We start from the raw sequence: 26,235 nt of genomic DNA on the forward strand, positions 1-26,235 counted from the left end.
TAGCTTTTTCTTTTTGAAAAAACATGCAAATTGGAACACATTTTGACCTTCTTTAATACGATATGTTTGTTAGGCAAATGCCCCAACGTATTCCAATCCTCAAAACGACAATCTCTACCGGATTTCGATAAAATCAAAAAAATTTTTCACCAATTAGGCATTTGTCGCATACAATAGGTCGACGAGATGTAAAGGAGGAAAATATTTGAAACGTTTGCGTCAAATTGTGACAAAAGCGGTTATTGCAAAGGGGAAAAAACGTACCGAATCCAGTGAAGTGTTGCGTCCACCGAACACGCCAACAAGCATTTTAGGATGCTGGGTGATCAATCATCACTACTCTGCGAAAAAAGTCGGAAAATATGTTGAGGTTTCTGGTAAATACGATGTTAACGTATGGTATGCTTACAATAACCATTCCAAAACAGCTGTTTATTCAGAAACAATTCCATATAAAGACCGCATTAAATTGCATTATCGCGATGAAGAAATCATCGACTCCAATGAAGTGCATGTAAAAGTGTTGCAGCAGCCTAACTGCATAGAAGCTATCATCAATCAAAAAGGCGATTGCTTCAACATTGTAATAGAACGGGAATTCTTAGTTGAACTCATCGGTGAAACAAAAATCGTTGTATCTGTACATCCAATTGAATTTGAAGAAGAATGGAATTTTGACGATGCTGAAGACGAAGATGAATCCTCTAGCTCTTCATCCTCTTCAAGTTCATCAGACTTTGATTACAAAGAGTCAAACCGCAGCGACTCTTCATCCTTTCAATAATCTGCATTAAGGGCACCATCAACTATAAAATGAGATGGTGCTCCTAATGTTTTAAAAAGGGTTTGTTCTCATTACTCGCAGTAATTTTCATCGTGTTATAATATGTTAGAGAAATTTAAGTGAGGGAATATCATGACTACATACACACCAATGATGCAACAGTATTTAACTATTAAAGCGGAATATGAAGATGCTTTTCTTTTTTTTCGCTTAGGCGATTTTTATGAAATGTTTTTTGAAGATGCCATTAAAGCATCTCAAATTCTTGAGATTACATTAACTGGCCGGGATGCGGGGGGAGAGGAACGGGTGCCGATGTGCGGCGTACCTTATCACTCCGCCCAAAGTTATATTGAAACGTTAGTATCAAAAGGGTATAAAGTAGCCATATGTGAACAGGTGGAAGACCCAAAACAGGCAAAGGGCGTTGTGAAACGGGAAGTGATTCAAGTCATCACACCTGGGACGCTGGTAGAAGGAAAAACGATTGATAATAAATCCAATATTTTTATTGGTTGTGCCGAGCGGTTGTCAGAACAAGAATTTGCTTTGGCGTATTTGGATGTATCCACGGGAGAAGGGAATTCTTTCATCGTTGAAGGCGGCATAAAAGGGCTTTTTCAACAGCTCCAAGCCTACAATATTCGGGAACTAGTTGTGACGGAAGAATTGAAGCTCGTTCTACAGGAGCAGGCGGCAAACCTTGGCATCGTGTTATCCATTGAAAATGAAGAGATGGAAGAAGGGAAAGCAAGCAAATATTTAATTCATTTGCCAAAAAAATGCTGCGGCGCGGCGAAATATTTGCTCCAATATATTGAAAAAACACAAATGCGCTCCCTATCCCATATTAAGCCTTTTGCTTATACGGAATCAAAACAATATTTGCAAATTGATGCTAATTCAAAGCGGAATCTGGAATTGCTCCAATCCATTCGAGGCAAAGATCAAAAAGGAACATTATTATGGATTTTAGATGAGACGGTCACAGCCATGGGAGGAAGGAAGCTGAAACAATGGCTCCATCAACCTCTTGCCAATCGTACGCTTATTGAAGAACGATTAAATACCGTCACAGATTTAATCGATGAATTTTTCCTGCGAGATGAACTGAGAGAACTTTTAAGAAAAGTATATGATTTGGAACGACTGGCTGGCCGAGTGGCATTTGGAAATGTCGGGGGCAGAGATTTGGCCCAGCTCCGAGAGTCCCTTAGACAAGTACCTGCCATTAAAGAAAAGCTATTGGAAAGCAATAAAGAGATGCTTATAAACCTTGCCAATAAAATAGATGCTTGTGAAGATATTGAAGACTTGCTTTCCAAGGCCATCACCGACCATCCGCCTATTGCGATTAAAGAAGGGGACGTCATCCGTGAAGGCTACAGCAAAGAACTGGATGAACTGCGCTACATTGCACGAAACGGAAAAGATTGGATTGCCCAATTGGAACAAAAGGAACGGGAAAGAACGGGCATTAAGAATTTGAAAATCGGTTTTAACAGAGTGTTTGGTTATTACATTGAAGTAACGAAATCGAATTTAACAAATATCGATTCTTCACGCTATCTCAGAAAGCAAACCTTAGCCAATGCCGAACGCTTTATCACAGAGGAATTAAAAGAAAAAGAAACGCAAATTTTACATGCGGAAGAACAAAGTTTAGCCCTTGAATATGAATTGTTTGTGAAGTTGAGGGAACAGCTGAAAGAATATATTCCCCGCGTTCAGCAGCTCGCTTCACTCATCAGCGAATTGGATGTGTATTTAAGCTTTGCGGTCGTTTCCGAAAAATATCAATTTACAAAACCAAAATTCCACGATGGAAAAAGTTTGAAAATTCTCGGAGGAAGACACCCGGTCGTTGAAAAAATGCTGAATAAACAAGGGTATGTACCAAACGATTGTGTGTTGACAGAAGAGAAAAATATGATGCTGATTACCGGACCAAATATGTCTGGGAAAAGTACATATATGCGTCAAGTGGCGCTCATTGTCATTATGGCGCAAATGGGTTGCTACGTGCCTTGCGATGAAGCCGAATTGCCAATTACAGACCAAATTTTCACACGGATTGGTGCAGCGGATGACTTAGCCAGTGGACAATCTACCTTTATGGTGGAAATGCTTGAAAGCCAAAATGCCATTACGAATGCAACGGAAAGAAGTTTGTTGTTATTTGATGAAATCGGGCGCGGTACATCCACATATGATGGCATGGCTCTAGCCCAAGCAATGATGGAATATATTCATGACCATATCGGCGCAAACACTTTATTCTCTACCCACTATCATGAACTTACGGCGTTGGAAGAAGAGCTTCAAAGACTGCAAAATGTACATGTCAGCGCAGTTGAGAAACATGGCAATGTGGTATTTTTGCATAAAGTAAAAAAAGGGGCGGCAGATAAAAGCTATGGCGTGCATGTAGCAAAACTTGCCAACATGCCGCAGGAAATTATCGACCGAGCCCAAACCCTTTTGGAACAATTTGAATCCCAGCAAGTGGGGGGCGCAAAACAAGAAAAAGAAGAAGTTTTTCAACTTTCTTTATTTGAAGAGGAACCAAAACAGGAGAAAATTTCGTTAAACTCCAATGAACAGGAAGTAATAAAAGCGCTGCAAAAAGCTGACATCGTATCAATGACGCCGATCGAAGCCATGAATCTGCTTTATCAATTGCAGCAATCACTAAAGAATTAAGGAGGGATACCGATGGGAAAAATTCGGCTCATGGATGAATGGCTTTCCAATAAAATTGCAGCAGGGGAAGTAGTGGAAAGGCCTTCATCCGTTGTCAAAGAGCTGGTGGAAAACGCCATAGATGCCGGAAGTACTTCCATTGAAGTGTTCCTTGAAGAAGCAGGGCTTTCCTCCATTCAAGTCATTGACAATGGGAGCGGCATGGATGAAGAGGATGCACAGCTTTGTTTTGCCCGCCATGCCACATCAAAAATTTCAAAGGAGCAAGATTTGTTTCGCATCCGTACGCTCGGTTTCCGTGGAGAGGCGTTGGCATCTATCGCAGCTGTTTCGAAATTGCGATTGGTGACATCTGACGGAGAGTCGGGAGTGGAACTGGAGCTTGAAGGAGGAACAATTGTATCGAAAAAACCTGGGCCGCTTAGAAGAGGAACGGAAATTACCGTTTCCCAATTGTTTTATAATACACCGGCACGGCTGAAATATTTAAAAACGATTCAAACGGAACTTGGCCATTCCATTGATTTAATGAATCGCTTAGCCCTCGCGTATCCCAATATTGCTTTTAAGCTCGTCCATAACGGAGGAACTCTTCTTCAAACCAATGGCCGAGGAAATGTTCAACAAGTATTAGCAGCTATTTACGGAATGCAAAATGCCAAAAAAATGATTCCTTTTCGGGGAGAATCAAAGGACTATATCATCCACGGCTATGCAACGCTGCCTGAAATTTCTCGGGCATCCAAAAACTATATGTCCATCTTTGTAAACGGAAGATGGGTGAAGCATTATATTATTCAAAAAACTATTGTGGATGCCTACCATACCTTTTTGCCGATTGAAAGATATCCAATCGTCGTGTTGTATATTGAAGGAGATCCGTATTTAACGGATGTAAATGTGCATCCTGCCAAGCTGCAAATTCGTCTTAGTAAAGAGGAAGAACTGCTTCCTTTAATTGAAAACACCATCCGCAATGCCATCCGCGGGCATATGAATGTTCCGTTAGTGCAAAAAAAAGAGAAGGTGTCCCGTCCGGCAAATGAACAATTGAATATTTGGAAACAACCGACCATTAATGAATCGAAATTCCAAACGATTGTGGAACGGTTAAAAAAAGACGCTGAGGTGGTTAATGAAAGTCCAACAAGTGAATTAGAAGAAATATCGCCGACTGACTATGTGGAAGAATGGGCAGAACCAAAAAGCGATGAAAACCAAAGGGAAGCTCAACTAGCGGAACAAACAACTCCTGTGTTGGATGAAGAAGCCCCCAAGGAGAAAAAAGAGCCTTTTCCTGAGCTTGAAGTGGTCGGCCAAATTCATGGAACATATATCGTAGCCCAAATGGAAGACGGATTTTATTTAATTGACCAGCACGCTGCCCAAGAGCGTATTAAATATGAATATTTTCGGGAAAAAGTAGGTGAAGTGGATCCGAATGAGCGGCAGGCGCTGCTTCTCCCGTTGACGTTCCATTACACGCAAGATGAAGCGTTGATTTTAAAAGAAAATCGAAATGCCCTTGAGGAAGTGGGGGTATTTCTTGAAGACTTTGGACCTTCTTCCTTTGTCGTGAGGGAACATCCGACTTGGTTTCCAAAAGGATTTGAACAGGAAATTATTGAGGAATTAATCCAACAAGTATTGAAAACGAAAAAAACCGATGTCAAAAAACTGCGGGAAGATGCGGCCATTATGATGAGCTGCAAACGTTCCATTAAAGCCAATTATTATTTAACAAAAGAGCAAATGGAAGCTTTAATCCGAGATTTGAGAAAAGCGGAAGATCCATTTACTTGCCCTCATGGACGTCCAGTAATGATTCATTTCTCAACTTACGAGATTGAAAAAATGTTTAAACGGGTGATGTAAGGGGAAGCAGCCAAACAGAATAAAGGAGTGCTCGGATGTTTTCATTTCAAGATCGTTCCAAAATTTTGCATTTATTGAATAGCTATTCTTTTGATGTACTAGTAATCGGCGGCGGTATTACCGGTGCTGGCATTGCTCTGGATGCTGCATCAAGAGGCTTGTCCGTTGCGCTTGTTGATATGCAAGATTTCGCTGGCGGCACTTCCAGCCGTTCAACCAAGCTGATTCATGGGGGGCTGCGCTATTTAAAACAATTGGAATTTCGACTAGTTGCAGAAGTAGGAAAAGAGCGGGAAATCGTCTATGAAAATAGCATTCATGTGACCACCCCTGAGAAAATGCTGCTCCCCATTTATAAAGATGGCTCTTTGGGAATGATATCAACATCAATTGGATTAAAACTCTACGATTTTCTTGCGAGAGTCCGCAAATCGGAGCGGCGGAAAATGCTTTCAAAGAGGGAAACATTGGCACTCGTTCCTTTTTTGAAAGAAGAAGGATTGCTAGGTGCAGGATATTATGTGGAATATAAAACCGATGATTCAAGACTCACCCTTGAAGTGTTGAAGAAAGCGGTGGAGTATAAAGCCATCTGCTTGAATTATGCCAGGGTGACAGATTTTATTTATCATCAAAACCGCATTGCAGCAGCGAAAGTGCGCGATGAAATTTCCGGTGAAATGATTACGATTCATGCAACTCAAATCATTAATGCTACCGGGCCATGGGTGGATGAGCTGTTAAAAAAAGACGTGCCAAATCAAAAGAAAGAAAAAACATTGAGATTAACAAAAGGCATCCACATTGTGCTGGATCAATCCGTGCTTCCTTTAGAGCAAGCTATATATTTTGATGCAAAGGATGGACGGATGGTTTTTGCCATTCCAAGGGAACAAAAAATATATGTGGGAACAACCGACACTTTTTATGAAGATGATCCGATTCATCCTGTTGCAGAAAAAGAAGATATAGAATATTTGCTGGATGCTTTAAAATCTGTCTTTCCAACTCTCTCTATAGGGTTTAAGGATATCGAATCCACTTGGGCGGGCATTCGTCCTCTGATATATGAAGAGAAAAAGAACCCGTCAGACATCTCCAGGAAAGATGAAGTTTGGACGTCCCCAAGCGGCTTGATGACCATCGCCGGCGGAAAGCTCACAGGGTATCGGCTGATGTCGGAGCGAATTGTGGACAAAATTGTAAAAAAACATCGTTTCCGGCATGCCAAAAAGTGCATGACGAAAAAGCTTCCTTTATCCGGTTCAGAAGGGCTTCGTTCCTCTCGTTTTGAGGATTTTCTAAACAAAAAGGCAATGGAAGGAGCAAAATATGGGCTCAATTTCGGTGATGCCAAAATGCTTGCCAAAATGTATGGCACCAATATCGACCGGGTTTTTGAGTTATTAGGCAAGGAAAAAGCTGCTGAAACCCTTCCGAAATCGTTGTATGCCCAGTTACTTTACAGCATTTACCAAGAAATGGCATACACGCCAGCCGATTTTTTCATCCGCAGAACGAACCTCATGTATTTTAATCTCGCGCTGGTGGAACAAACAAAAGATGCAGTCATTGACATAATGAGTGAAAGGATTGGCTATTCTGAGAGTGAAAAATTATTTTATACCATGCAGTTAAATCAATTGATTCATGATGCAAAGGGTGATGGCAATGAAAGAGGCGCGTTGGATTGAGATGAGTGATGGGCAGCAAATCTATACTAGAATTTATGAAACAGAAAACCCTGTTGGAAACTTTTATATTCTTCACGGAATGGCGGAGCATGGCGAGCGTTATGACGAGTTTGCCCAATTGCTTTGCCGGGAAGGGTATCGGGTGATTGTCCATGACCATCGCGGCCACGGAAAAACGGGAGAAGCGAGCGGCAAATTCGGTTATTTTTGTGATGAAGATGGATTTGAGCGGGTTGTAGAAGACGTTTATGAAATTATGAATGAAACGATGAATCGGCAATGCGACACTATTTTATTCGGGCATAGCATGGGTTCATTCCTTGCCCGAAGATTTATTCAGCTTCATTCAAGCCTCATTCATCAATGTATTCTTTGCGGAACCGGCTCAACAACAGCTTTGCATTATATCGGGAATATCCTTGCAAAATCTCTTGTCCGCTTCCAAGGAAAAGAGATAGAAAGCAAATTAATGAATGAATTATCATTCTCAAGTTTCAATAAACATTTTGAAAACGCAAGAACGCCTTTCGATTGGTTGACAAGCGATGTGAAAGAAGTGAGAACATATATAGAAGACCCATATTGCGGATTCATCCCAACCCATCAATTTTTTAAAGATTTAACGGATGGGTTATTGCTCATTAGCCGAAAAGAGGAAAATAAAAAAATCCGCAAAGATTTGCCTGTCCTTTTCATCAGCGGCAGCATAGACCCAGTTGGGAATAATGGAAAAGGGGTTTTCCAAGTTGCCAAAGAGTTGACAAAAGCAGGTCTTGAAAACGTGGCGGTTTATTTATTTGAAGGGATGCGCCACGAAATTTTAAATGAACAAAATAAAGAACTAGTTTATGAAGTATTATTACGGTGGTTAAGAAAATGGAAAAACAAAAATATATTGATGTAGTGACCATCGTTGGTCCAACGGCTTCAGGAAAAACGGCATTAAGCATTAAAATGGCAAAAGCCTTTGACGGTGAAATTATTAACGGGGATTCGATGCAAGTATATAAAGGGCTAGATATCGGCACCGCCAAAATCCGTGAAGAAGAAATGGAAGGCATCCCCCACCATTTATTAAGCTTTAAAGAGCCGACAGAAAGTTTTTCCGTTGCGGAATATCAACGATTGGTACGGGAAAAAATAAAAGAAATACAAAGCCGAAAAAAATTGCCGATTATTGTTGGCGGTACAGGCTTGTATATTCAAGCGGTTTTGTATGATTTTCAATTTGCAGAAGAAAAAGTAGATGAAGAAGCGCGGAAAAAATATTATGAAGAATTGGCAAAAATCGGGCCAAAAGCAATGCATGAAAAACTGGCGGCCCTCGACCCGGAAACGGCAAAACAAATTCATCCAAATAATACCCGCCGCGTCATCCGAGCACTGGAATTAATAGAACTGCATGGCATATCCAAACAATCGGAAGAGCTGAACCGAGGCCATGTTCCATTGTACAATCACTTCATTATCGGAATGAATATCGACCGGGAAGAATTGTACAAACGCATCAATGAGCGGGTGGATATAATGATGGAACAAGGGTTGCTTGATGAGGTTCGAAGTTTGTGGGAAAGAAATATCCGAGATGTGCAGGCCGTCAAAGCCATAGGGTATAAAGAATTGTATGAATATTTGGACGGCCGCATTTCCCTTGATGAAGCAGTGGAGCAAATCAAGCAAAACTCCCGCCGCTATGCCAAAAGGCAATTAACCTATTTTCGAAATAAAATGGACGTACACTGGATAGGAAATGATTGGGGAAGTATTATAAAAATGTCTAAATTTTTTTATAATAAAGAAGGAAATTAAATTCATGCTATCGAATATTTTACACTAGAGAAAAAAATAGATGAGGTGTGCGGTGTGAAATCAATCAATTTACAAGATACTTTCTTAAACAATTTGCGTAAAAGCAATACTTTTGTTACTGTCTTTTTATTAAATGGCTTCCAATTAAAAGGAACAGTCAAATCCTACGATAACTTTACTGTGTTAATTGAATCGGAAGGAAAACAGCATTTAATTTATAAACATGCTATTTCAACATTTTCACCATCCAAAAATGTTCAGTTTCAATCTGAAGAAAACAACTAAAATTTCATAAGAAGTCTTTGCAAAAAAAAGATGGGCATGATGTGTTTGCGCAGTAGATTGCGCAACAATCATGTCCATTCGTTTTATAGCAAATGTAAGATGAGAAGTTTCAGACTCGCCGATTTTTCTATTGTAGATTATAATAAGTAGCATATGAAAAGGTTTGGAGGGTTTTTTTCATGAAAACAATGACTACAGAAGAATTAATCAATTTATTGGATGCTAATGAGGACTTGAATATTATTGACGTTCGGGAAGATTTTGAAGTTGCTAATGGCATGATTCCTGGAGCAGTACATATTCCCCTTGGCTCCATTCCTGAACGCATGAATGAATTAGATCCGTCAAAACAATACATTATCGTATGCCGGTCTGGAAACCGCAGCGGGAAAGCTTGCGAATTTTTGGAAGCCAATGGATTTAATGTAGTCAACCTTGAAGGCGGTATGTTGGAATACGACGGAGAGTTGGAATTTAAATAATATAAATGAGAAGGGGTTCTTCACAGGACTCCGCTTTTTTTATGGAATTGGATGGACATTCGCTATTCGAAATTTCCTGCATAAGTTTAAAATGGATTTTGAAAAAACCATCCCTTACAATACAGTTGACTCCTAACAACGAATTGATAAGATGATATAGGATAAACAGTAAGATTTTAGACAGGAGTATTCGAAATGTTTGTATCAAACTTAAAACCGGAAATCGTAGAACTTGCAAAAAAAATAGAAGAAAAAATAAAACCGTACATTGAAAAAGTGGAAGAAACAGCTTTTTTCAATCAGCAAAAAGTATTAACAGCCTTCCGAAAACATCAAGTAAGCGACTTTCATTTGAATCCATCCACTGGCTACGGCTATGACGATGAAGGACGAGATACGCTAGAGCGGGTATATGCGGAAGTATTTGGTGCAGAAAGCGCCCTTGTTAGAAGCCAAATCATCTCCGGAACCCATGCCATCACCTTAAGCTTATTCGGCGTGCTTCGTCCGGGAGATGAACTCATCTATATAACAGGGAAACCTTACGATACCCTTCAATCCATTGTCGATGGAGGAGAAAAAGATACAGGTTCTTTAAAAGATTTTGGCATCCGCTATCGGCATATCGACTTAATTAACGATCGGGAAATCGATTGGGAAGGCGTCCAAAAAGCCATCAATGAAAACACAAAAATGATAGCCATTCAGCGTTCAAAAGGTTATGCCACTAGACCATCCTTTACCATTGAACAAATTCGCGAAATGTGTGAAAAAGTGCGGGAAATCAAGAAAGATGTCGTCATTTTTGTGGACAATTGCTATGGGGAGTTTGTGGAAAAGCTTGAACCAATCGAAGTTGGAGCGGATTTAATGGCAGGCTCTCTCATTAAAAATCCGGGGGGAGGTCTTGCAAAAACGGGCGGTTACATCGCTGGAAGAGCCGATTTAGTGGAAAAATGCGCCTTTCGGATGACGAGCCCAGGAATTGGTGCAGAAGCAGGCGCTTCATTAAATACGCTGATCGATTTTTATCAAGGATTTTTCTTAGCGCCTCATGTAGTTGCTCAAAGTTTGAAAGGAGCAATTTTCACTTCTGCGATGCTGGAAGAGGTGGGAATGAAAACAACTCCTCACTATACGGAATACCGCACCGATTTAATCCAGACCGTTTCATTCCAAACGGCAGAGCAAATGGTTGCCTTTTGCCAAGAAATCCAAGCAGCTTCTCCAATCAACGCCCACTATGCGCCTGTGCCATCCTATATGCCTGGTTATGAAGATGATGTCATTATGGCTGCAGGCACCTTTGTGCAAGGCTCCAGCATCGAACTGACAGCTGACGGCCCAATCCGTCCGCCGTATACTGCATACGTGCAGGGAGGATTAACTTACGAACACGTGAAATATGCGGTTTGCAGCGCGGTTCAAAAACTGAAATTTTCTTAAAGCCGTTCAACTTGAGCTGCTTTTTCTTTAGAGTCTGAGAATCAACTGTCATCATGGACGCCAAAAAATTTTGGCTCGCACCATACTATTATTTGTGTTAACGTACATATAGAGTTTACAAAAAGAGGGAAAATCATGATAACACTCAACTCTATCAAATATTATGGAGAATATATCGCCATTGAGGCAGAAAAACCGCTTCGCACCATCAGTACGGCCATCCACAACGCAGGTTATGGATATTATCAATATTTTATTAATCGAACTGTTGACCCGACTTATAATCCATCAGATGCCCATGAAGAAATGAAGCAATTTCTTCAGTCGAAAGGGTTTCCTTTGGACAAAACCGTTGCCATGATGACCGCGGTTGATATGAAATTTGCCTTTTCGCGCTTTTACCATGACGGGGATACTTCCATCCTATTGCTCGTTACAGCAGGATTAAATAATGCAGTGGATGTGACGAACGCTTACAACGATTCCTCCGATCCTTCAATCGGTACAATCAATATTTTTATTTTGATTAACGGCCGTTTGACGGATGAGGCATTGATTCAAGCCATGTGCTGCGCAGTGGAAGCGAAAACGAAAGTGCTCTCTGAAAAACAAATACTTGACAAAACCACCGGAACAATTGCGACAGGCACTTCCACCGACAGCATTTGCATTGCTTCCACACAAAATGGGGAGTTTCATCAATATGGAGGTTCCATTACAAAAGTAGGTTCCCTTATTGGAAAAGGATTATATGAAACGTTAAGTGAAGCCGTTGATGAATATATCGCTTTTAAGAAAGGAACATCATAACATGACCATCCTAGCTGTAATCATCGGGCAATTGCTGGATCTTATCATCGGCGATCCTCCAAAAATGCCTCATCCCATTCGATGGATCGGCTCTTTTATTCGCTTTCTTACAACGAAATTGAATCATGGATCTCATCGATTTTTTAAAGGTGCTGTCACGGCTATTCTCGTAGTATCGACTGCTGCCGTCACGACGTTTTTGATCGTTTATGTGTCCTATGGAATTCATGTGATGGTGGGCATTATCGTGGAAGGAATTTTAATCGGAGTTGGACTAGCCCAAAGAAGCTTAAAGGAAGCGGCGATGGAAGTTTATGTAGCCTTAGAAAAAGGAGATCTGAAAGAAGCAAGAAAAAAGTTATCGTGGATTGTCGGACGGGATACGGAACATTTAAATGAACCGGAAATCGTGCGCGGTGTCGTGGAAACGGTTTCTGAAAATACAAGCGATGGGGTGACGGCTCCATTATTTTATGCATGCCTTTTTGGTGCAACAGGTTTATGGACATATAAAGCCATTAATACATTGGATTCCATGATTGGCTATAAAAATGAGGAGTATATGGAATTCGGAAAATTCAGCGCAAGGCTCGATGATATAGCCAATTTCATTCCAAGCAGACTGACAGGATTTATCATATTATGTTTCACGAAAAATAAAACAAATCGACCGTTGAAAGAACGCTTTCGTTTATGGCTAGAGGATGCGAAAAAGCATCCAAGTCCCAACAGCGGCTATTTGGAAGCAGCAACAAGTTATCAATTGGGCATCCGTCTTGGAGGCTACAACTCTTATCAAGGCATTCCATCTTTTCGGGCATATATGGGAATCGCCGATGTTCCATTGGAAGCCGAACATATAAAAGAAACAATTCGGCAAATGCTCATTGCGTCCTTTTTGTTTACCATCTTAATCGGGGGTGTCATCGTTGCAATATCCATCCCATGGAGCTAATTACCAAACTCTTTACGAACGTTTTCAAATTCCGATGCCAGAAAAAGTATACGATTTAAGCGAAAATGTAAATGCTTTCGGTTTTCCTGCGGCGATAAAAGAAAAATGGCATCAATTGCTGCGCCATATTATGACTTATCCCCATCCAGAAGCTGAACCGTTGCGAACGCTTTTGGCACAGAAACATCATGTCAAACGGGAAAACCTTCTCATCGGCAACGGGGCTGCTGAATTATTGACTTTTTTTGCCGGGAGATTTACAAATCAAAAAGTGATCATTGTACATCCAACCTTTTCGGAATATAAAACAACCCTTGAAGCTCAAAAAGCAAAATTGGTGGAACTGGCCGTGGAAAACATTACTGCCTATCAGCTCCCAATTGAGCAAATCAAAAAACAGATGAAGGATGCAGCCTGCCTTTATTTATGCAACCCTAATAATCCCACAGGCTCCCTCATCCCAAAGAAAACGATTGAAGAACTGCTGATTTTTGGGAAAGCTTTGGGATGTGAAATTTTGGTGGATGAAGCCTTTATGGATTGGACTGATGAAACTCAATCGGCCATACCGCTGATTGAATGGTATCCGAATTTAACCGTTTTAAGGTCCATGACGAAAATGTATGGCATTGCAGGCATTCGGTTGGGCTATTTCATTGGACGGAAAGAACTGGTGGAGGAATTAAACGATAAGCTTCCCCATTGGCATGTTAATGCGTTGGCCATTGAAGTTGGCAAATGGTGTTTGGAAGATGAAGCATTCCGGCATGAAAGCATTGCAAAACACGCTGAGATAAAAGCTCGTCTTGAACACTATTTACTTGAGAAACAATGCATCATCACGAACAGCGCAACGAACTTTCTATGCTTTCAGCTGAAAGAACCGGAAAAGACGCAGGACTTTTATTTTGATTGTCTTCGAAAAGGCGTAGTGTTGCGGCATACAGAAAACTTCTACGGCATGGATGGCAAGTGGCTCCGAATCGGCATTAAGAAAGCAGAAGCGATGGAGAAATTTCAACAAATAATGGATGAATGGTATGGACAATAAATTAGAACTTTTTTTCGTGCGCCATGGGGAAACGGAATGGAATCGGGAAGGGCGATTGCAAGGCTGGCTTGATTCCCCGTTAACACCGAATGGCATCAGACAAATCAACCGTTTAAAGGAACAATTAAAAGAAATCTGTTTTGATGCGGCTTTTTCCAGTACTTCCGAAAGGGCATTTCACACGGCCCAATTATTAGCGGGATATGATTTAACGATTAAAAAAGATGAAAGATTATTGGAAATTCATTTAGGCAGCTGGCAGGGAAAACGGATTGTCGATATAGAAACATTCGACGCTGAAAGATATGCCCATTATTGCCATCAGCCTGAAAAATACATTCCTGATACAGGCGAAAGCTTTCAACAAGTCATCCAAAGAATGAACAACTTTCTAGAATATTGTGAAAGCAGCTTCAGCGAGGGGAAAATTTTAGTAATATCCCATGGCGTCGCCATAAGGGCACTCATTATATCCATTTTGCAGCTGCCCATAAACCATATTTGGGACTTTGAGATTGATGGAGCCAGTGTGACAAAAATTGTCTCTTTCAAAAAACAAAGAATGATTGAGTATATCGGCAAAACCGATTTTCTTGAATAAGACAACTCCATAGAAAAATATATTGAATTAGATCATCAAATGGAGTTGTTGCCATGTACGGCCATCATGTAAGTCTTGTTTTAAAACATTTTGCCTTGATGTGGGCACTATCGGCGCTCAGTTTTATATTGGCGGTATTTCTTCCTTCTTCCATTGTTCTTGTGGTTTCTATTATAGATATCCTTTTCCTGCTTGTTGTTCGATTCGTCCGAAATTTGGTTATCGCCGAAGTTTTCTTGTATATGATCCCATTTTTTACAGGGATGTTGTTCTTTTGGCTGGCGCAGTTTGTCATTAGCATTGGAACAGCATTTCTATACTCTATTTTCATTGGAACAGCGATTCTTTTTATTTTCCTTGCTCTATTGGGATTGAAAATGCTCCTGTATATGACAGATGGAGCAGCCTATATTGCGGCAAGTTTACTGATTCTCGTTTTCTTTGTTTTTATTTATTTTTTCATTCCTTATAAGAGCATCATTTATTTATTGCTTTCATGTTTCCTAGTGTTGGCCTTAGTGCTTTTTACAGTTCATCATTTTAACTTGATTCGAAAACATTATGTAAGGGAGAATGAAGTGATCAATACCGCCCTCAGGTTATATTTGTCTTTTATCAATATCTTGTTCTTTTCATTGGAATTTCTAACCGGATACAAAAGAAGATAGAGTATTAGAAAAAACTGTAGAAATGAACAGATTAATTTTCTGCAGTTTTTTCTTTTGGTTAAAACGCAAAAAAGAAAAATATTTCATGGAAAAATGCAGAAAATTTTTCGTTCATACAATTCTTTTGATTATGTAAGGTTTCCTTACATAACATTGACAAACAAGATGACAGATAGTAAAATGAACTTCATTGGAGGGGAGTGACATGACATATCGGACAAGCGAAATTCGAAAATCAATGCCGTTATTGCCTATAGGAACGGTCATTCAATTAACAGACTTGACTGCACGGCAAATTCGCTATTACGAGGAGCAAGGTTTAATTTGCCCTCATCGTACAGAAGGCAATCAGCGAATGTTTTCTTTAAATGATGTAGATTTGCTTTTAGAAATTAAAGATTTGCTTGAACAAGGGTTGAATATAGCGGGGATAAAAAAGGTTTTTGAGATGAAAAAAGAGGCAAAATTAGAAAGAAAGTTGGATAAAGAACTTTCTGAGGAAAAAATCCGCAGCATTTTGCGGGAGGAAATGAAAATTGCCCAATCCCGTTCCCAAAAACCTTCGCTTAGATATGCAGATGTTACTCGATATTACCAATAATAACAAATAGGAGAGTGGAATTGTGGGTCGATACACAAAAGAAGACATCTATCGATTAGTGGAAGAAAAGGAAGTAAAATTCATCCGACTACAATTTACAGATATTTTAGGAACCATTAAAAACGTAGAAATCCCTGTAAGCCAATTAGATAAAGCGCTGGACAATAAAATGATGTTCGATGGTTCATCCATTGAAGGTTTTGTGCGCATTGAAGAATCCGATATGTACCTATACCCAGATTTCGATACATTTATGGTCTTCCCTTGGACAACAGGAAAAGGAAAAGTGGCTCGCTTTATTTGCGATATATATACTGCTGATGGGGAGCCGTTCTTAGGCGACCCTCGCACAAATTTAAAACGTGTATTAAAAGAAATGGAAGCAATGGGCTTTACACATTTTAATTTAGGGCCGGAACCAGAATTCTTCTTATTTAAATTAGATGAAAACGGAGAACCGACTCTTGAAGTGAACGACCATGGAGGCTATTTTGACTTAGCCCCAACGGACCTAGGGGAAAACTGCCGCCGCGATATCGTCCTTGAATTGGAAGAAATGGGCTTTGAAGTGGAAGCTTCCCACCATGAAGTGGCGCCAGGCCAACATGAAATTGACTTCAAATACGCGGATGTTATTACAGCTTGCGACAATATTCAAACTTTCAAATTAGTGGTGAAAACCATTGCCCGCAAACATGGTTTACACGCAACATTTATGCCGAAGCCATTATTTGGCGAAGCCGGTTCAGGAATGCACTGCAACGTTTCTTTATTCAAAGGAAATGAAAATGCCTTCTTTGATCCAAACACTGAACTTGGATTATCTGAAACAGCAATGCAATTTATGGCTGGTTTGTTAAAACATGTGCAAAGTTTTACTGCCATTACAAACCCTACAGTGAACTCATATAAACGTTTAGTTCCGGGTTTTGAAGCGCCTGTATATGTTGCTTGGTCTGCCCAAAACCGTTCGCCGTTGATTCGCGTTCCAGCGTCCCGTGGTGTGTCAACACGTCTTGAAGTGCGTTCTGTTGACCCATCTGCAAACCCATATTTAGCGATGGCGGTTATTTTAGCTGCTGGTTTGGATGGGATTAAAAACAAATTAACTCCACCAGCTCCAATTAACCGAAACATTTATGTGATGACGGAAGAGGAACGCCGCGAAAACGGAATTGAAAACTTGCCTGCACAGCTCGATGATGCTCTTCGTTTGCTTGAAAAAGATGAAGTGGTGAAAAACGCACTTGGACCACACATCTATCAAAACTTTAAAGAAGCGAAGGAAATCGAATTCGAAATGTACCGCTCCACAGTTCACCCGTGGGAGAGAGAGCATTATTTGAAAATGTATTAATTAGTTAAGTATACAAACACAGCAGCCTTAGAATTATCTATTGGCTGCTGTTTTACATTTTACATTTGTTTATCTATATATCTCGGTATGTCAACATTGTAGATTAGTTCTTCTGTTCGATTTAATTGAAGATATGTGGCAACTACATCTTCGTTATAATGAACTTGCAAACGTGAGTGGTATTTATAGCATTTTTGTTGGTTATTTTTATTCGGATAACTACAGCGAGAATCATTCGGAGATTGATATGAATTGTAAGTATCATAATCATCTTGTTTTTCACTTATTAAGTAATAATCGTCTCCATATTTTTTACTATTCGAAAACGAACTTTTACTAGATTTTCCCCTGATAGCATGTAAAGTAATTCTATTCCCATAAATACCGCCATGGATTTTCATATTGGATCCTACACCGTATATTTCAAGTTCTTGATCTGAATAAAGATAACCATAAATTTCACTCGGTTTATCATGTTCAGACCATAATGAATTATTAGCTAATTCTACTTTTCCTTTTGAGAAAATAACTAACGTACCATTTGAATTTTCGCCATTATCATTTTTGTAAGTAAGGCTGTTTATTTTCGAATATTGAATATCAACTCCTGATTGACCATTTACATAAATTAATGCATTAGCTGATAAGTCAGAATTTTCAATAATGAGTTTTCCATTCACAAAGATACTACCTTGCAGTTCAACTTTACCTGTAATCGTCAAATCACCATTTACATACAAAGTATCGTTTATCTTGACTTTTGTAGAAGTTCTATCTCCACCTTTAATACTTAAATTCGCATTCGTAGCAAGGCGATCAAACTCAAAATTACCGTATAATAATACAAAGGTTTCTGTATTATTTGGTACATAGTATCTTGTTTTTGTACAAGGGACTAATCCACACCAACCTAAATAAGTTTTTGTATAAACTAAGTATCTTTTACCTTTATAAGTACCACTTGATATGTTGTAACTATCTGGAATTGATTGTAAATCTGTTGTATTAGGTGAATTTCTTTCGTATTTATAAGCAGATTTTTTACTCTCTATATCCACTGGTTTTATTTCTGAATCGGTAGTGATAACCGAAGGAGCAGTATCAAATACGCTAGTATCAAATAAATCGCTTATTTTATCTTTTTCGATGTTACGTAATACGCTATTATTCAATAAGTGAATCCTATCGTAACGTTCTTTATTAGTTAGTTTGTCTACCACTTGATAAAATTTACTATTATTACCTACTACAATTTTTGGGCTACTATGTTTACTTGTTGATTTCATACTTGGCTTTAAGCTTTCAACCCAATAGTGATGATTATCATTAATTATATGAGCTTTTTCGTAAGTGGTTAAGCTTCCGTTAAACCTTAAATCGCCAGTTATTTGTACCGCACCGTTTAAATGAATATTTCCTTGTGAAGTGAGTGCATATTTTAACTGTTCAGGAACTTTATCAGCTCCAATTTCTACAAATGTTGTTAATTGTTTTCTTTTCCCATTAACATTACCAATGCTTACTATTTCTAATTTTCTTTTTAATACATTTAATTCCCCGTCTTCATCATAAACTGGATGTACCTCTTTAATACAAGCGATAGATTGGTCGGAAGCCTTACTTGTTGTAACGACTAATCCGCTAATAAGATTCCCGTTAGAGTCGAATGTACATCGATATTTCGGATGATTTTTGTCATATTTTTCTAACTCATCAATAAAATCATCTTTTGATTTTCCGCTTTTTGTAAAATCGGCAAGGCTAGTATTGATATCATTTACAATATAATCTAAGCCCTTTTCTGCTAAATTTAATGATTGAACATTTTCTTCGCGAGTAGTGTTTCTTACGGTCCCGTTCATAGATAATGTAACTAATGAAAAAGCTATTACTGAAAATAATATGATAATCGCAAAGGTAAGGAATAGGGTGTATCCTTGTGAATTGTTAATATATTTTTTTAACATACTAACCCTCCTCTTCTTCTTTTTTAAGATCATTGATTGATCGAACTTCAGTTTTAAAGGTTTTTTCAAAATTGTTTTTGGTAGATTGTAAAGTCAACATGATAGTATATGTACGATTAAGATTGGTATCCTCAGTGTACCCAATTTCGCTTTTTTCCCATACAACTTCAACGATTGCATCATTGTATTGAAGTGTTGAACCATTTAAATAAATTTGCCCATTTTTAAATCCGGTAATAGTTGAAGAATCATCAATTTTTTCAAGATAATAATTATTGTGACTAGGATCTTCTATAAATTTAAATTCAGAATTTTTTGAGGTATATATTTCTTTTATTAGACTCGACATAATAAAATCCGCTGCGTCTCTTATAGCAATTTCGGTGGTTACTTTTTCTTGTGTTTTAAAAGAATTTATTAAAAGGGTAGTAGAAAAAAGAAGTACAAAGCTGGAAATAATGATTGCTGCAAGTAGCTCAACTAAAGTGAGACCTCTTTGATTATTCATATATTACGTACCCCTCTACAGTACTTTTTTTACCGTTATATTCAACAGTAACAATAACGTTAATTAATTTGTTGTTTTTTTCATTGTTATTTTGTGTTGCAATAATTTCGAGGTCGTAAGTATCGCCGCCCGAATATATTTCTTTTGTTTTTCGAATAGTTTGATTATAATTTACTGAATAATCTACTGGGGGTAAATTACCGGTTTCAAAAGGAGATAACTTTATTCTTTCAAGTTCTGCTTCAGCTAAATTGATAGCAATTAACTTGTCATTATTGTAATTAGCAGTATTAAACGAAGAAATGAATAATGAATAAAAGCTAAGTAAAGCGATTGTAATTAAAACAATTGATGCGACAGCTTCAACTAACGAAAAACCTTGATTATTCTTAATCATATTAAAAATTTTTAAATACAATTTCTTCACCTACCTGTCATAACAACAAAAAATGTCTTTGATGAATAGAGATTGATCAATGAAAAACGAATGCATAAAGTATGGATTTGAGTAGCAGTGATTATTATTTATTGAATGAATGATCCCAAATATTGAAGAAATCTTTTTCATTGTATTTTATGAGTAAACTTTCAGATTTGATGAAATAGTAGTAATAAAGACATATTTTAAATAGAATAGTTTTAAGATTAATTATTAATATAATACAAATGTAATAGGTGGTTGAAAATGGGTATAAAGTTATAAAAATGCTATGAACTCACATTTATGACTTAGAAATTAGTAAAAATTTCTTTTGGAGTGTAGGTCGTTCCACTTCTTTTTTTTCACATTTTTAATATCCAGTTTGTTTGCAACAATAAATGTCATTGTGTGTAATAAAACAATATATTTTCTCGTTAAGGGATGAGTAGTAAAATTTTCTTATTCAATATCATTATATGTGAAGGATAAATGAAGAAAATTACATTTCTATTGAAATATTGACAATAAAGTGATTTTTTCTGCTTACTCATTAGAGATCCTTAAAATGTTTATATTAATATTGAATCGATCCAATAAAAAAGGGGCATGTCTAAAAAATGAACTGCTCCCTGTCAAATAGACAGTGTAAAAAATAAAAATGTTACTAAGCGGCTTGAGCCCTGTATTCTAAGGGATTTAAGCCGTTTAATTTTTTCTGATAACGGAAATGGTTATAAAAATAAATAGATTCATCAATCGATTGTTTCCGTGCTTGATATGAATCATAGGTATTCAAATGATATTTTTCACATTTGAATTTACTCCAAAAGGATTCAGTTGGAGCGTTATCGATGCATTGACCCACACGAGACATACTTTGTGTTCATTGTGCCTCGTCTATGATCTCCTTATATTTTTTGGACGTATATTGGAATCCTCGATCGCTATGTACGAGTGGATGTTCATCAGGTTTCAGGGTTTGGATTGCTTTTCGTATGGTTTTAAAAACGAATTGATTATTGGAATGGCCCAATTCATAACTCGCAATAGAACCATCATGCAAATCAATAATGGCACTTAAATAGGCTTTTTTTTTCGTTCCCATATTTCAGCTCCGTTACATCTGTACACCATTTCGTATTGGGCTTTTCTGCAGTAAACTCGCGATTTAATCGATTTTCAGCGACGTGTTGAACAGGTGATTTCTTATATCGTTCTCGTTTTCTTCGAATCACTGCTTGAATCTTCGCAATTTTCATCAAACAATCAATGCGTTTTTTATTGACAAGGGGCTCATTCGCCATTTTTCTGTATCGATTAATGGTGATGGTCATGCGACGATAACCATAGATTCCATTGACTTGTTCGTGAAGCGTTTTAATGCCCTCTAACAGTGATTCATTCAATTGTTCACGCGCTGATAGAGTGCGTTTCAGCCATTTATAATAAGCTGCTCGTGAAACGCCTGCGATGTGACAAAGTAAAATGATAGATAAGCGTTCGGTTTCATGTAATTCTTGAATGGCCTCATATCGAGTTTGTAATCGTACTTGGGTTAACGACACTTCCTTTCGATTTCCTCTAATTTTTTTTAAAATAGATTTTCTGCACGTAAACGTTCATTCTCGCGTTCAATTCGTTTGATTTCTAATTTAAATTTTTCTTCCGTCGTTAATTCAGCCTCTGATTTTGTGCGTCCACGGCGATCTTGTAGCCCTTCTTCTCCATGTAACTCAAATTTTTTCACCCATTGGTATACATGTTGATAAGAAACTTGATAAGTTTGGGCTGCTAATTGATAATTTTTATGGTGCTTTAAGCAAAAATCGACTATCTCCATTCGTTCTAGTAGGGTTGTTTTTCTACCTTTTGTCATTGTTTTACTCAATCCTTTACCCGAATCTTTTATATTACCATGACTAGTATACTTTTTCACCCACTTCAATAAAATCGTTCTACCTGAAATTTGATGTTTTTTCATTAATTCGAGTAAAGAATATTCACCAGATAAATAATCCTCCACCGCTTGAATCTTCTGTTTTCTTGTATAGCATCGTGGAGAAAAGTTAGAGCGAAAGACCGCTTCACCAAAAGCTTCATACTTTCGAACCCATTCTTTTAAAATGCTTTGGTGAATTTTATATTGACGAGCAAGCTTTTTAAATGAATAATCACCCATTAAATATAAATGAATCAGTTTTAACATGAACTCTTTAGGATACTTGTAAAAGGTCATAATGAAAGCCCCCTATTAGGTCAGATGAATTTTTATTTTTTCATCTGTCTACCTAATAGGGAGCATATCACCTTAAAATGATTATTCATTTTCTGACGTTTCCCATTTCAAAACATTATTTTTTTCTATGATTCGAGAACCGCTTTTCTTATCGAATACAGCGACGTTTATTATGGATAAATTTTTTTCTGTTTTATGGGGCCTCATTTTCAAAATAACGTAAAATTCATCATCTTCATCATATTCCTTTTCGAAGGTGAAGACGGCGTACTCTCCTTCTTTCGGTTCACGATAACCAATCGATTGGATTGCTTCGAAACGTTTTTCAAAGGGATATTTTTCAGTAACGGCAAAGACTTTAGCAAGCTCTGCTTCTGCCACTTTTGTAGCTTCTGCTACCACTTCTTCTGAAAATTTTAAATTTCGGTCTTTCATAGTAAAATAAACCGTTGCAACGCCTGAAATTAGGAAAAAAACACAAAGAATGACTACTGTAATGATAAGAGGTTTACCGCCTCTTTCGTTTTTTAGGTATTTCACTATATGCACCTTCTTATATATGTGGTTTGAAATCTATCTTCAATGTAACCGAAAAAGGTGAAAATCGCTAGTGGATTCAAAGGTTTGTTCTCTCATTGTCACAATTTTAAGTATTTATGGCGGATGATCCTCTTGAATATAATGGAAAATATCAGGGTACAAAAAAGAAACAAAATATACAAATCTTAATACATGTAACAAAGTTTTATTAATACAATAATAGCATAAGAGAACGATTATTTTTTAATAAAAGATATCAGCGATTCTATAGTTAATGAAAAAACAGCTAAATTTTCACAAATTAGGCATAAAGAATCATACAAAATTATAGAAAATACTGTAATCTATAATTATAGTGACTTATTAATCAATTCGACATCTTTTGTTTTAGTATTTTTTAGCTAAAATAATGAAAAAAATTACAGCGACGAGGTGATAGGTTGAAGTACATAAAATACCATAAAGCATTCACCTTCATCCTTGTGATTATTGCAATGATTTGCTTAATTGTTTTCATGCAAACTTCATTAAAAGCTTCTGCGGACGGGAAACGAGCAAATGGTTCTACTATTGGTGGAGTCAATGTTTCTGGTTTGAAAGATGATGAAATAAAAGAAGTGCTGGAAAATGCAATTCTTGAATGGAAATCAGAGCCAATCATCATACAGGGTGGCGGTGCAGAACTGACGATTAATCCACAGGAAATACAATTTGATATCGAACGGTCAATAAAAAATTACCGAAATCTAACAGACAAACCATTTTTCCTGTTTTGGACATCTGATAGGAAAGTGCAAGTTCCAATATATATATCAGAGAGTGACGTTGTAAAAAATCAAATTTCTAACATCTCCATTTGGGATACGGAGGAAACTTACAATCAAGTTGTTATGCAAGCTTCTTATTTAAAATCCCATGAAATTGAGGCAATTGTAACCGATACGACACAGCTTAAAAATGAAAGAATCGCATTATCCATTGAGGAAATTCCCGAAAACGCAATAGGCGTACAATTATTAGCGGAAGCTTTGGACGAATATATATTAAAGCCGAACAACCCATTTTCTTTGTTGACAGATTTAGAAAATCTAACAGATTCCGCAAACATTGAAGGATTAAATTTTTTTGGCTCAATGATTTACAATACAGTTTTACAAAGCAAAGTGGAGATTTTGGAAAGACACCCGCAAAAAGAGATTCCAGATTATTTGCAGCCCGGCATGGATGTATATATAGATGCTTTTACAGAGAAGGATTTACAATTTGTTAATGTTTCTGAGCATCCATATTTGCTGAAAACAACCGTTGAAGACAATCGGTTGAAAGTGGAGTTGTATTCTAGCGTAAAAGAAGCGACAGTCCAAGTTTATGTTGATCAACAACCTATCGCACCTCGAATCATAAACAGATACTCTAAAGATTTGCCAATGGGTGCAACGAAGTTAATTCAAGAAGAGAAACAGGGTCTTCAAGTAACGGTTACAAGAAAGATTTCGGAAAATGGGGACGAACAAATACAAGAGATTAGTAGAGATTATTATGCTCCAATAAATCGAATCGTGTTGAAATCAACAAGTCAACCAGTTTCTGATGCGATTGAAGAACAGGGCAATAACACAAATTCTAGTCTAGTAGAAAACGTGGATTTAGATGGTGATGGATTACCGGATTACGACAACAGCAATGAAGTGAGTCTTGATGAAGATTTGCCTCCTGGAAGTTACTATGATAAAGGCGGTAATTTAGTAACTCCATAGAAAGGAGAGGACAAAATGATTGCAAAAAATCGGAAACGATTAGGGGACTTGCTTGTAGAAGCAGGAGTCATTACACCTGAACAACTCGACTATGCATTGAAAAATAAATCAAAAGATGAGAAACTGGGAGACTTTTTAATCAGAGAAAACTTTATAACAGAGCAACAATTGATTGAAGTGCTTGAATTCCAATTGGGCGTTCCGCATATTAACTTAAGCCAATATCATATCGATCCGGAAGTGCTTCAATTAGTGCCGGCAGAATTGGCAAAACGGGTACAAATAATGCCTATCAGAAAAGATAAAAATAGATTGTTCATTGCAATGGCTGACCCAATGGACTATTTTGCCATCGAGGAAGTTCGGATGGCAACTGGTTGCCATATTGAAACGGCCATTGCTGCAAAAGATGATTTGTACAGAACCATTGCAAAATATTATGATTTGCAAGAGTCTTTGGATAAGGCGATGGCAGATTTAAACGATACAACTTCTGAAACTGTGGAGCAGCAAATCACCGATGAGGAATCACCAATCGTCCGCTTAGTGAACCAATTAATTTCCAATGCCGTATTGCAACGGGCGAGCGACATTCACTTTGAGCCGCTAGAAACGAAATTTCGGGTAAGATACCGGATAGATGGTGTGCTCAGAACGGAGCGTTCCCTTCCAAAACATATGCAAAATATGATCACTGCCCGCATTAAAATTTTGGGGAATCTAAATATTACTGAAAACCGATTACCGCAAGATGGGCGCATTAAAACAACTGTCAATTTTCGACCGGTGGATATACGTTTATCAACTTTGCCGACGATTTACGGCGAAAAAATCGTTATGCGTATCCTCGATTTGAACAATGCTGCCACGAGTATTGATAAATTAGGGTTTAGCGAACAAAATGAAAAATTATTCCGGTACATGATTTCTAGACCAAACGGCATCGTACTCATTTCCGGTCCAACTGGATCAGGTAAATCGACGACGTTGTATGCCGCTTTATCTGAGCTGAACCAAGAAGGTGTTAATATCATAACGGTTGAAGATCCTGTGGAATATCGATTGGAAGGAATCAACCAAATACAAGTAAGAGAAGAAGTTGGATTAACTTTTGCCACAGGATTGCGCTCCATACTCCGCCAAGACCCAGATATTATTATGATTGGAGAAATCCGTGACACTGAAACAGCAGAGATTGCCACTCGAGCTTCCCTTACTGGTCACTTAGTTTTAAGTACTCTCCATACAAACAGCGCCGTAGAATCGATTTCTCGACTTGAAGATATGGGGATTGAGCCGTTTTTAATTGCATCTTCTGTAGTCGGAGTTATCGCACAACGTTTAGTAAGACGAGTATGCCGTGACTGTGCAGAAACTGTACCTGCAACCTTGCGGGAAAAGGAGCTATTTTCTAAGGAAGGGCTTCAAATAGAACATGTGCTTCGAGGTCGCGGTTGCGCAGTTTGTAACCATACCGGCTATAGAGGAAGAATTGCAATTCATGAAATCTTGCCTATCGATCGTACCGTGAGAGAATACATTTTGCAGCGGAAAGGGACTCCAGCAATTATGGATTATATGAAACGTGAAGGCTATCGCACATTACTTGGAGATGGATTTTTGAAAGTTTTACAAGGCTTGACTACAACAGAAGAAGTATTACGTGTTTCAAGGGTCGAATAGAA

22 protein-coding genes and 1 pseudogene are annotated in these 26,235 nt (G+C 38.0%); 18 read left to right on the forward strand and 5 right to left on the reverse strand.

The genetic code is table 11. From position 1 onward, the window contains the following. The first annotated feature begins 205 nt into the window (after positions 1-205). From cotE to glnA, 16 genes are all read left to right on the forward strand, one after another. The gene (gene cotE, locus DKZ56_RS07445) at positions 206-784 is read left to right on the forward strand and encodes an outer spore coat protein CotE (protein WP_208652095.1); all 579 of its coding nucleotides are present in this window, start codon (positions 206-208) and stop codon (positions 782-784) included. Between the two features lie 132 nt (positions 785-916). Beyond that, positions 917-3,487, forward strand: coding sequence for a DNA mismatch repair protein MutS (gene mutS / locus DKZ56_RS07450; protein WP_208652096.1), 2,571 nt, complete (start codon positions 917-919; stop codon positions 3,485-3,487). Positions 3,488-3,499: 12 nt separating this feature from the next. Then, the gene (gene mutL, locus DKZ56_RS07455; RefSeq protein ID WP_208649407.1) at positions 3,500-5,362 is read left to right on the forward strand and encodes a DNA mismatch repair endonuclease MutL; all 1,863 of its coding nucleotides are present in this window, start codon (positions 3,500-3,502) and stop codon (positions 5,360-5,362) included. Between the two features lie 35 nt (positions 5,363-5,397). Next, on the forward strand, positions 5,398-7,056 hold the full coding sequence (locus DKZ56_RS07460) for a glycerol-3-phosphate dehydrogenase/oxidase (protein WP_208649408.1): 1,659 nt from the start codon (positions 5,398-5,400) through the stop codon (positions 7,054-7,056). After that, positions 7,034-7,960 (forward strand): alpha/beta fold hydrolase, encoded by a 927-nt coding sequence (locus tag DKZ56_RS07465; RefSeq protein ID WP_208649409.1) that lies wholly within the window; start codon positions 7,034-7,036, stop codon positions 7,958-7,960. The genes DKZ56_RS07460 and DKZ56_RS07465 overlap by 23 nt, the downstream gene beginning before the upstream one ends. After that, positions 7,933-8,865, forward strand: coding sequence for a tRNA (adenosine(37)-N6)-dimethylallyltransferase MiaA (miaA, locus tag DKZ56_RS07470; RefSeq protein ID WP_208649410.1), 933 nt, complete (start codon positions 7,933-7,935; stop codon positions 8,863-8,865). Before DKZ56_RS07465 ends, miaA begins: the two co-directional genes overlap by 28 nt. A 54-nt stretch (positions 8,866-8,919) precedes the next feature. Beyond that, the gene (hfq, locus tag DKZ56_RS07475; protein WP_208649411.1) at positions 8,920-9,150 is read left to right on the forward strand and encodes an RNA chaperone Hfq; all 231 of its coding nucleotides are present in this window, start codon (positions 8,920-8,922) and stop codon (positions 9,148-9,150) included. 179 nt (positions 9,151-9,329) lie between these two features. Then, the gene (locus tag DKZ56_RS07480; RefSeq protein WP_208649412.1) at positions 9,330-9,632 is read left to right on the forward strand and encodes a rhodanese-like domain-containing protein; all 303 of its coding nucleotides are present in this window, start codon (positions 9,330-9,332) and stop codon (positions 9,630-9,632) included. A gap of 195 nt (positions 9,633-9,827) precedes the next feature. Continuing rightward, entirely contained in the window at positions 9,828-11,078 is a 1,251-nt protein-coding gene (locus tag DKZ56_RS07485) for a methionine gamma-lyase family protein (protein ID WP_208649413.1), read from the forward strand. A gap of 135 nt (positions 11,079-11,213) precedes the next feature. Further along, positions 11,214-11,888 (forward strand): adenosylcobinamide amidohydrolase, encoded by a 675-nt coding sequence (locus DKZ56_RS07490; protein WP_208649414.1) that lies wholly within the window; start codon positions 11,214-11,216, stop codon positions 11,886-11,888. A 1-nt stretch (position 11,889) separates the two neighbouring features. Beyond that, on the forward strand, positions 11,890-12,843 hold the full coding sequence (gene cbiB / locus DKZ56_RS07495; RefSeq protein WP_208649415.1) for an adenosylcobinamide-phosphate synthase CbiB: 954 nt from the start codon (positions 11,890-11,892) through the stop codon (positions 12,841-12,843). Next, positions 12,818-13,894 carry a pyridoxal phosphate-dependent aminotransferase gene (locus DKZ56_RS07500; protein WP_208649416.1) on the forward strand — a complete coding sequence of 359 codons (1,077 nt, stop codon included), beginning with the start codon at positions 12,818-12,820 and terminating at the stop codon, positions 13,892-13,894. Before cbiB ends, DKZ56_RS07500 begins: the two co-directional genes overlap by 26 nt. Further along, positions 13,884-14,495 carry a histidine phosphatase family protein gene (locus DKZ56_RS07505; RefSeq protein WP_208649417.1) on the forward strand — a complete coding sequence of 204 codons (612 nt, stop codon included), beginning with the start codon at positions 13,884-13,886 and terminating at the stop codon, positions 14,493-14,495. Before DKZ56_RS07500 ends, DKZ56_RS07505 begins: the two co-directional genes overlap by 11 nt. A 53-nt stretch (positions 14,496-14,548) precedes the next feature. Continuing rightward, complete coding sequence (locus DKZ56_RS07510) at positions 14,549-15,163, forward strand: Bax inhibitor-1 family protein (RefSeq protein ID WP_208649418.1); 615 nt, start codon at positions 14,549-14,551, stop codon at positions 15,161-15,163. A gap of 205 nt (positions 15,164-15,368) precedes the next feature. Beyond that, on the forward strand, positions 15,369-15,764 hold the full coding sequence (locus DKZ56_RS07515; RefSeq protein WP_208649419.1) for a MerR family transcriptional regulator: 396 nt from the start codon (positions 15,369-15,371) through the stop codon (positions 15,762-15,764). 22 nt (positions 15,765-15,786) lie between these two features. After that, complete coding sequence (gene glnA / locus DKZ56_RS07520) at positions 15,787-17,121, forward strand: type I glutamate--ammonia ligase (protein ID WP_208649420.1); 1,335 nt, start codon at positions 15,787-15,789, stop codon at positions 17,119-17,121. A 59-nt stretch (positions 17,122-17,180) separates the two neighbouring features. Here the strand turns inward: glnA and DKZ56_RS07525 are convergent, their stop codons facing one another. From DKZ56_RS07525 to DKZ56_RS07560, 5 genes and pseudogenes are all read right to left on the reverse strand, one after another. Then, positions 17,181-19,088 carry a hypothetical protein gene (locus tag DKZ56_RS07525; RefSeq protein WP_208649421.1) on the reverse strand — a complete coding sequence of 636 codons (1,908 nt, stop codon included), beginning with the start codon at positions 19,086-19,088 and terminating at the stop codon, positions 17,181-17,183. Position 19,089: 1 nt separating this feature from the next. Further along, entirely contained in the window at positions 19,090-19,596 is a 507-nt protein-coding gene (locus tag DKZ56_RS07530; protein WP_208649422.1) for a PilW family protein, read from the reverse strand. Continuing rightward, positions 19,589-20,014, reverse strand: coding sequence for a type IV pilus modification PilV family protein (locus tag DKZ56_RS07535; RefSeq protein ID WP_208649423.1), 426 nt, complete (start codon positions 20,012-20,014; stop codon positions 19,589-19,591). The genes DKZ56_RS07530 and DKZ56_RS07535 overlap by 8 nt, the downstream gene beginning before the upstream one ends. Before the next feature lie 667 nt (positions 20,015-20,681). Further along, a pseudogene (locus tag DKZ56_RS15965) lies at positions 20,682-22,253 on the reverse strand (IS3 family transposase). A gap of 81 nt (positions 22,254-22,334) precedes the next feature. After that, complete coding sequence (locus DKZ56_RS07560; protein WP_208649428.1) at positions 22,335-22,793, reverse strand: hypothetical protein; 459 nt, start codon at positions 22,791-22,793, stop codon at positions 22,335-22,337. A 440-nt stretch (positions 22,794-23,233) separates the two neighbouring features. Here DKZ56_RS07560 and DKZ56_RS07565 point away from each other — a divergent pair, with 440 nt between their 5' ends. Together DKZ56_RS07565 and DKZ56_RS07570 are read left to right on the forward strand one after the other, a co-directional pair. Then, positions 23,234-24,550 carry a VanW family protein gene (locus DKZ56_RS07565; protein ID WP_208649429.1) on the forward strand — a complete coding sequence of 439 codons (1,317 nt, stop codon included), beginning with the start codon at positions 23,234-23,236 and terminating at the stop codon, positions 24,548-24,550. Between the two features lie 15 nt (positions 24,551-24,565). Next, a complete protein-coding gene (locus DKZ56_RS07570; RefSeq protein ID WP_208649430.1) occupies positions 24,566-26,233 on the forward strand; it encodes a GspE/PulE family protein in 1,668 nt (555 codons plus the stop codon). Positions 26,234-26,235 lie beyond the last annotated feature (2 nt).

The sequence above is a fragment of the Ureibacillus thermophilus genome, assembly GCF_004331915.1.
Taxonomy (GTDB): Bacteria; Bacillota; Bacilli; order Bacillales_A; family Planococcaceae; genus Ureibacillus; species Ureibacillus thermophilus.

Coding starts and splice junctions, on each gene's coding strand:
- DKZ56_RS07505 (WP_208649417.1), top strand. CDS start 13,884: ATGGACAATAAATTAGAACTTTTTTTCGTGCGCCATGGGGAAACGGAA.
- cbiB (WP_208649415.1), top strand. CDS start 11,890: ATGACCATCCTAGCTGTAATCATCGGGCAATTGCTGGATCTTATCATC.
- mutS (WP_208652096.1), top strand. CDS start 917: ATGACTACATACACACCAATGATGCAACAGTATTTAACTATTAAAGCG.
- DKZ56_RS07510 (WP_208649418.1), top strand. CDS start 14,549: ATGTACGGCCATCATGTAAGTCTTGTTTTAAAACATTTTGCCTTGATG.
- DKZ56_RS07530 (WP_208649422.1), bottom strand. CDS start 19,596: ATGAATAATCAAAGAGGTCTCACTTTAGTTGAGCTACTTGCAGCAATC.
- DKZ56_RS07525 (WP_208649421.1), bottom strand. CDS start 19,088: ATGTTAAAAAAATATATTAACAATTCACAAGGATACACCCTATTCCTT.
- DKZ56_RS07515 (WP_208649419.1), top strand. CDS start 15,369: ATGACATATCGGACAAGCGAAATTCGAAAATCAATGCCGTTATTGCCT.
- DKZ56_RS07460 (WP_208649408.1), top strand. CDS start 5,398: ATGTTTTCATTTCAAGATCGTTCCAAAATTTTGCATTTATTGAATAGC.
- DKZ56_RS07485 (WP_208649413.1), top strand. CDS start 9,828: ATGTTTGTATCAAACTTAAAACCGGAAATCGTAGAACTTGCAAAAAAA.
- miaA (WP_208649410.1), top strand. CDS start 7,933: ATGGAAAAACAAAAATATATTGATGTAGTGACCATCGTTGGTCCAACG.
- mutL (WP_208649407.1), top strand. CDS start 3,500: ATGGGAAAAATTCGGCTCATGGATGAATGGCTTTCCAATAAAATTGCA.
- DKZ56_RS07480 (WP_208649412.1), top strand. CDS start 9,330: ATGAAAACAATGACTACAGAAGAATTAATCAATTTATTGGATGCTAAT.
- DKZ56_RS07570 (WP_208649430.1), top strand. CDS start 24,566: ATGATTGCAAAAAATCGGAAACGATTAGGGGACTTGCTTGTAGAAGCA.
- DKZ56_RS07465 (WP_208649409.1), top strand. CDS start 7,034: ATGAAAGAGGCGCGTTGGATTGAGATGAGTGATGGGCAGCAAATCTAT.
- DKZ56_RS07490 (WP_208649414.1), top strand. CDS start 11,214: ATGATAACACTCAACTCTATCAAATATTATGGAGAATATATCGCCATT.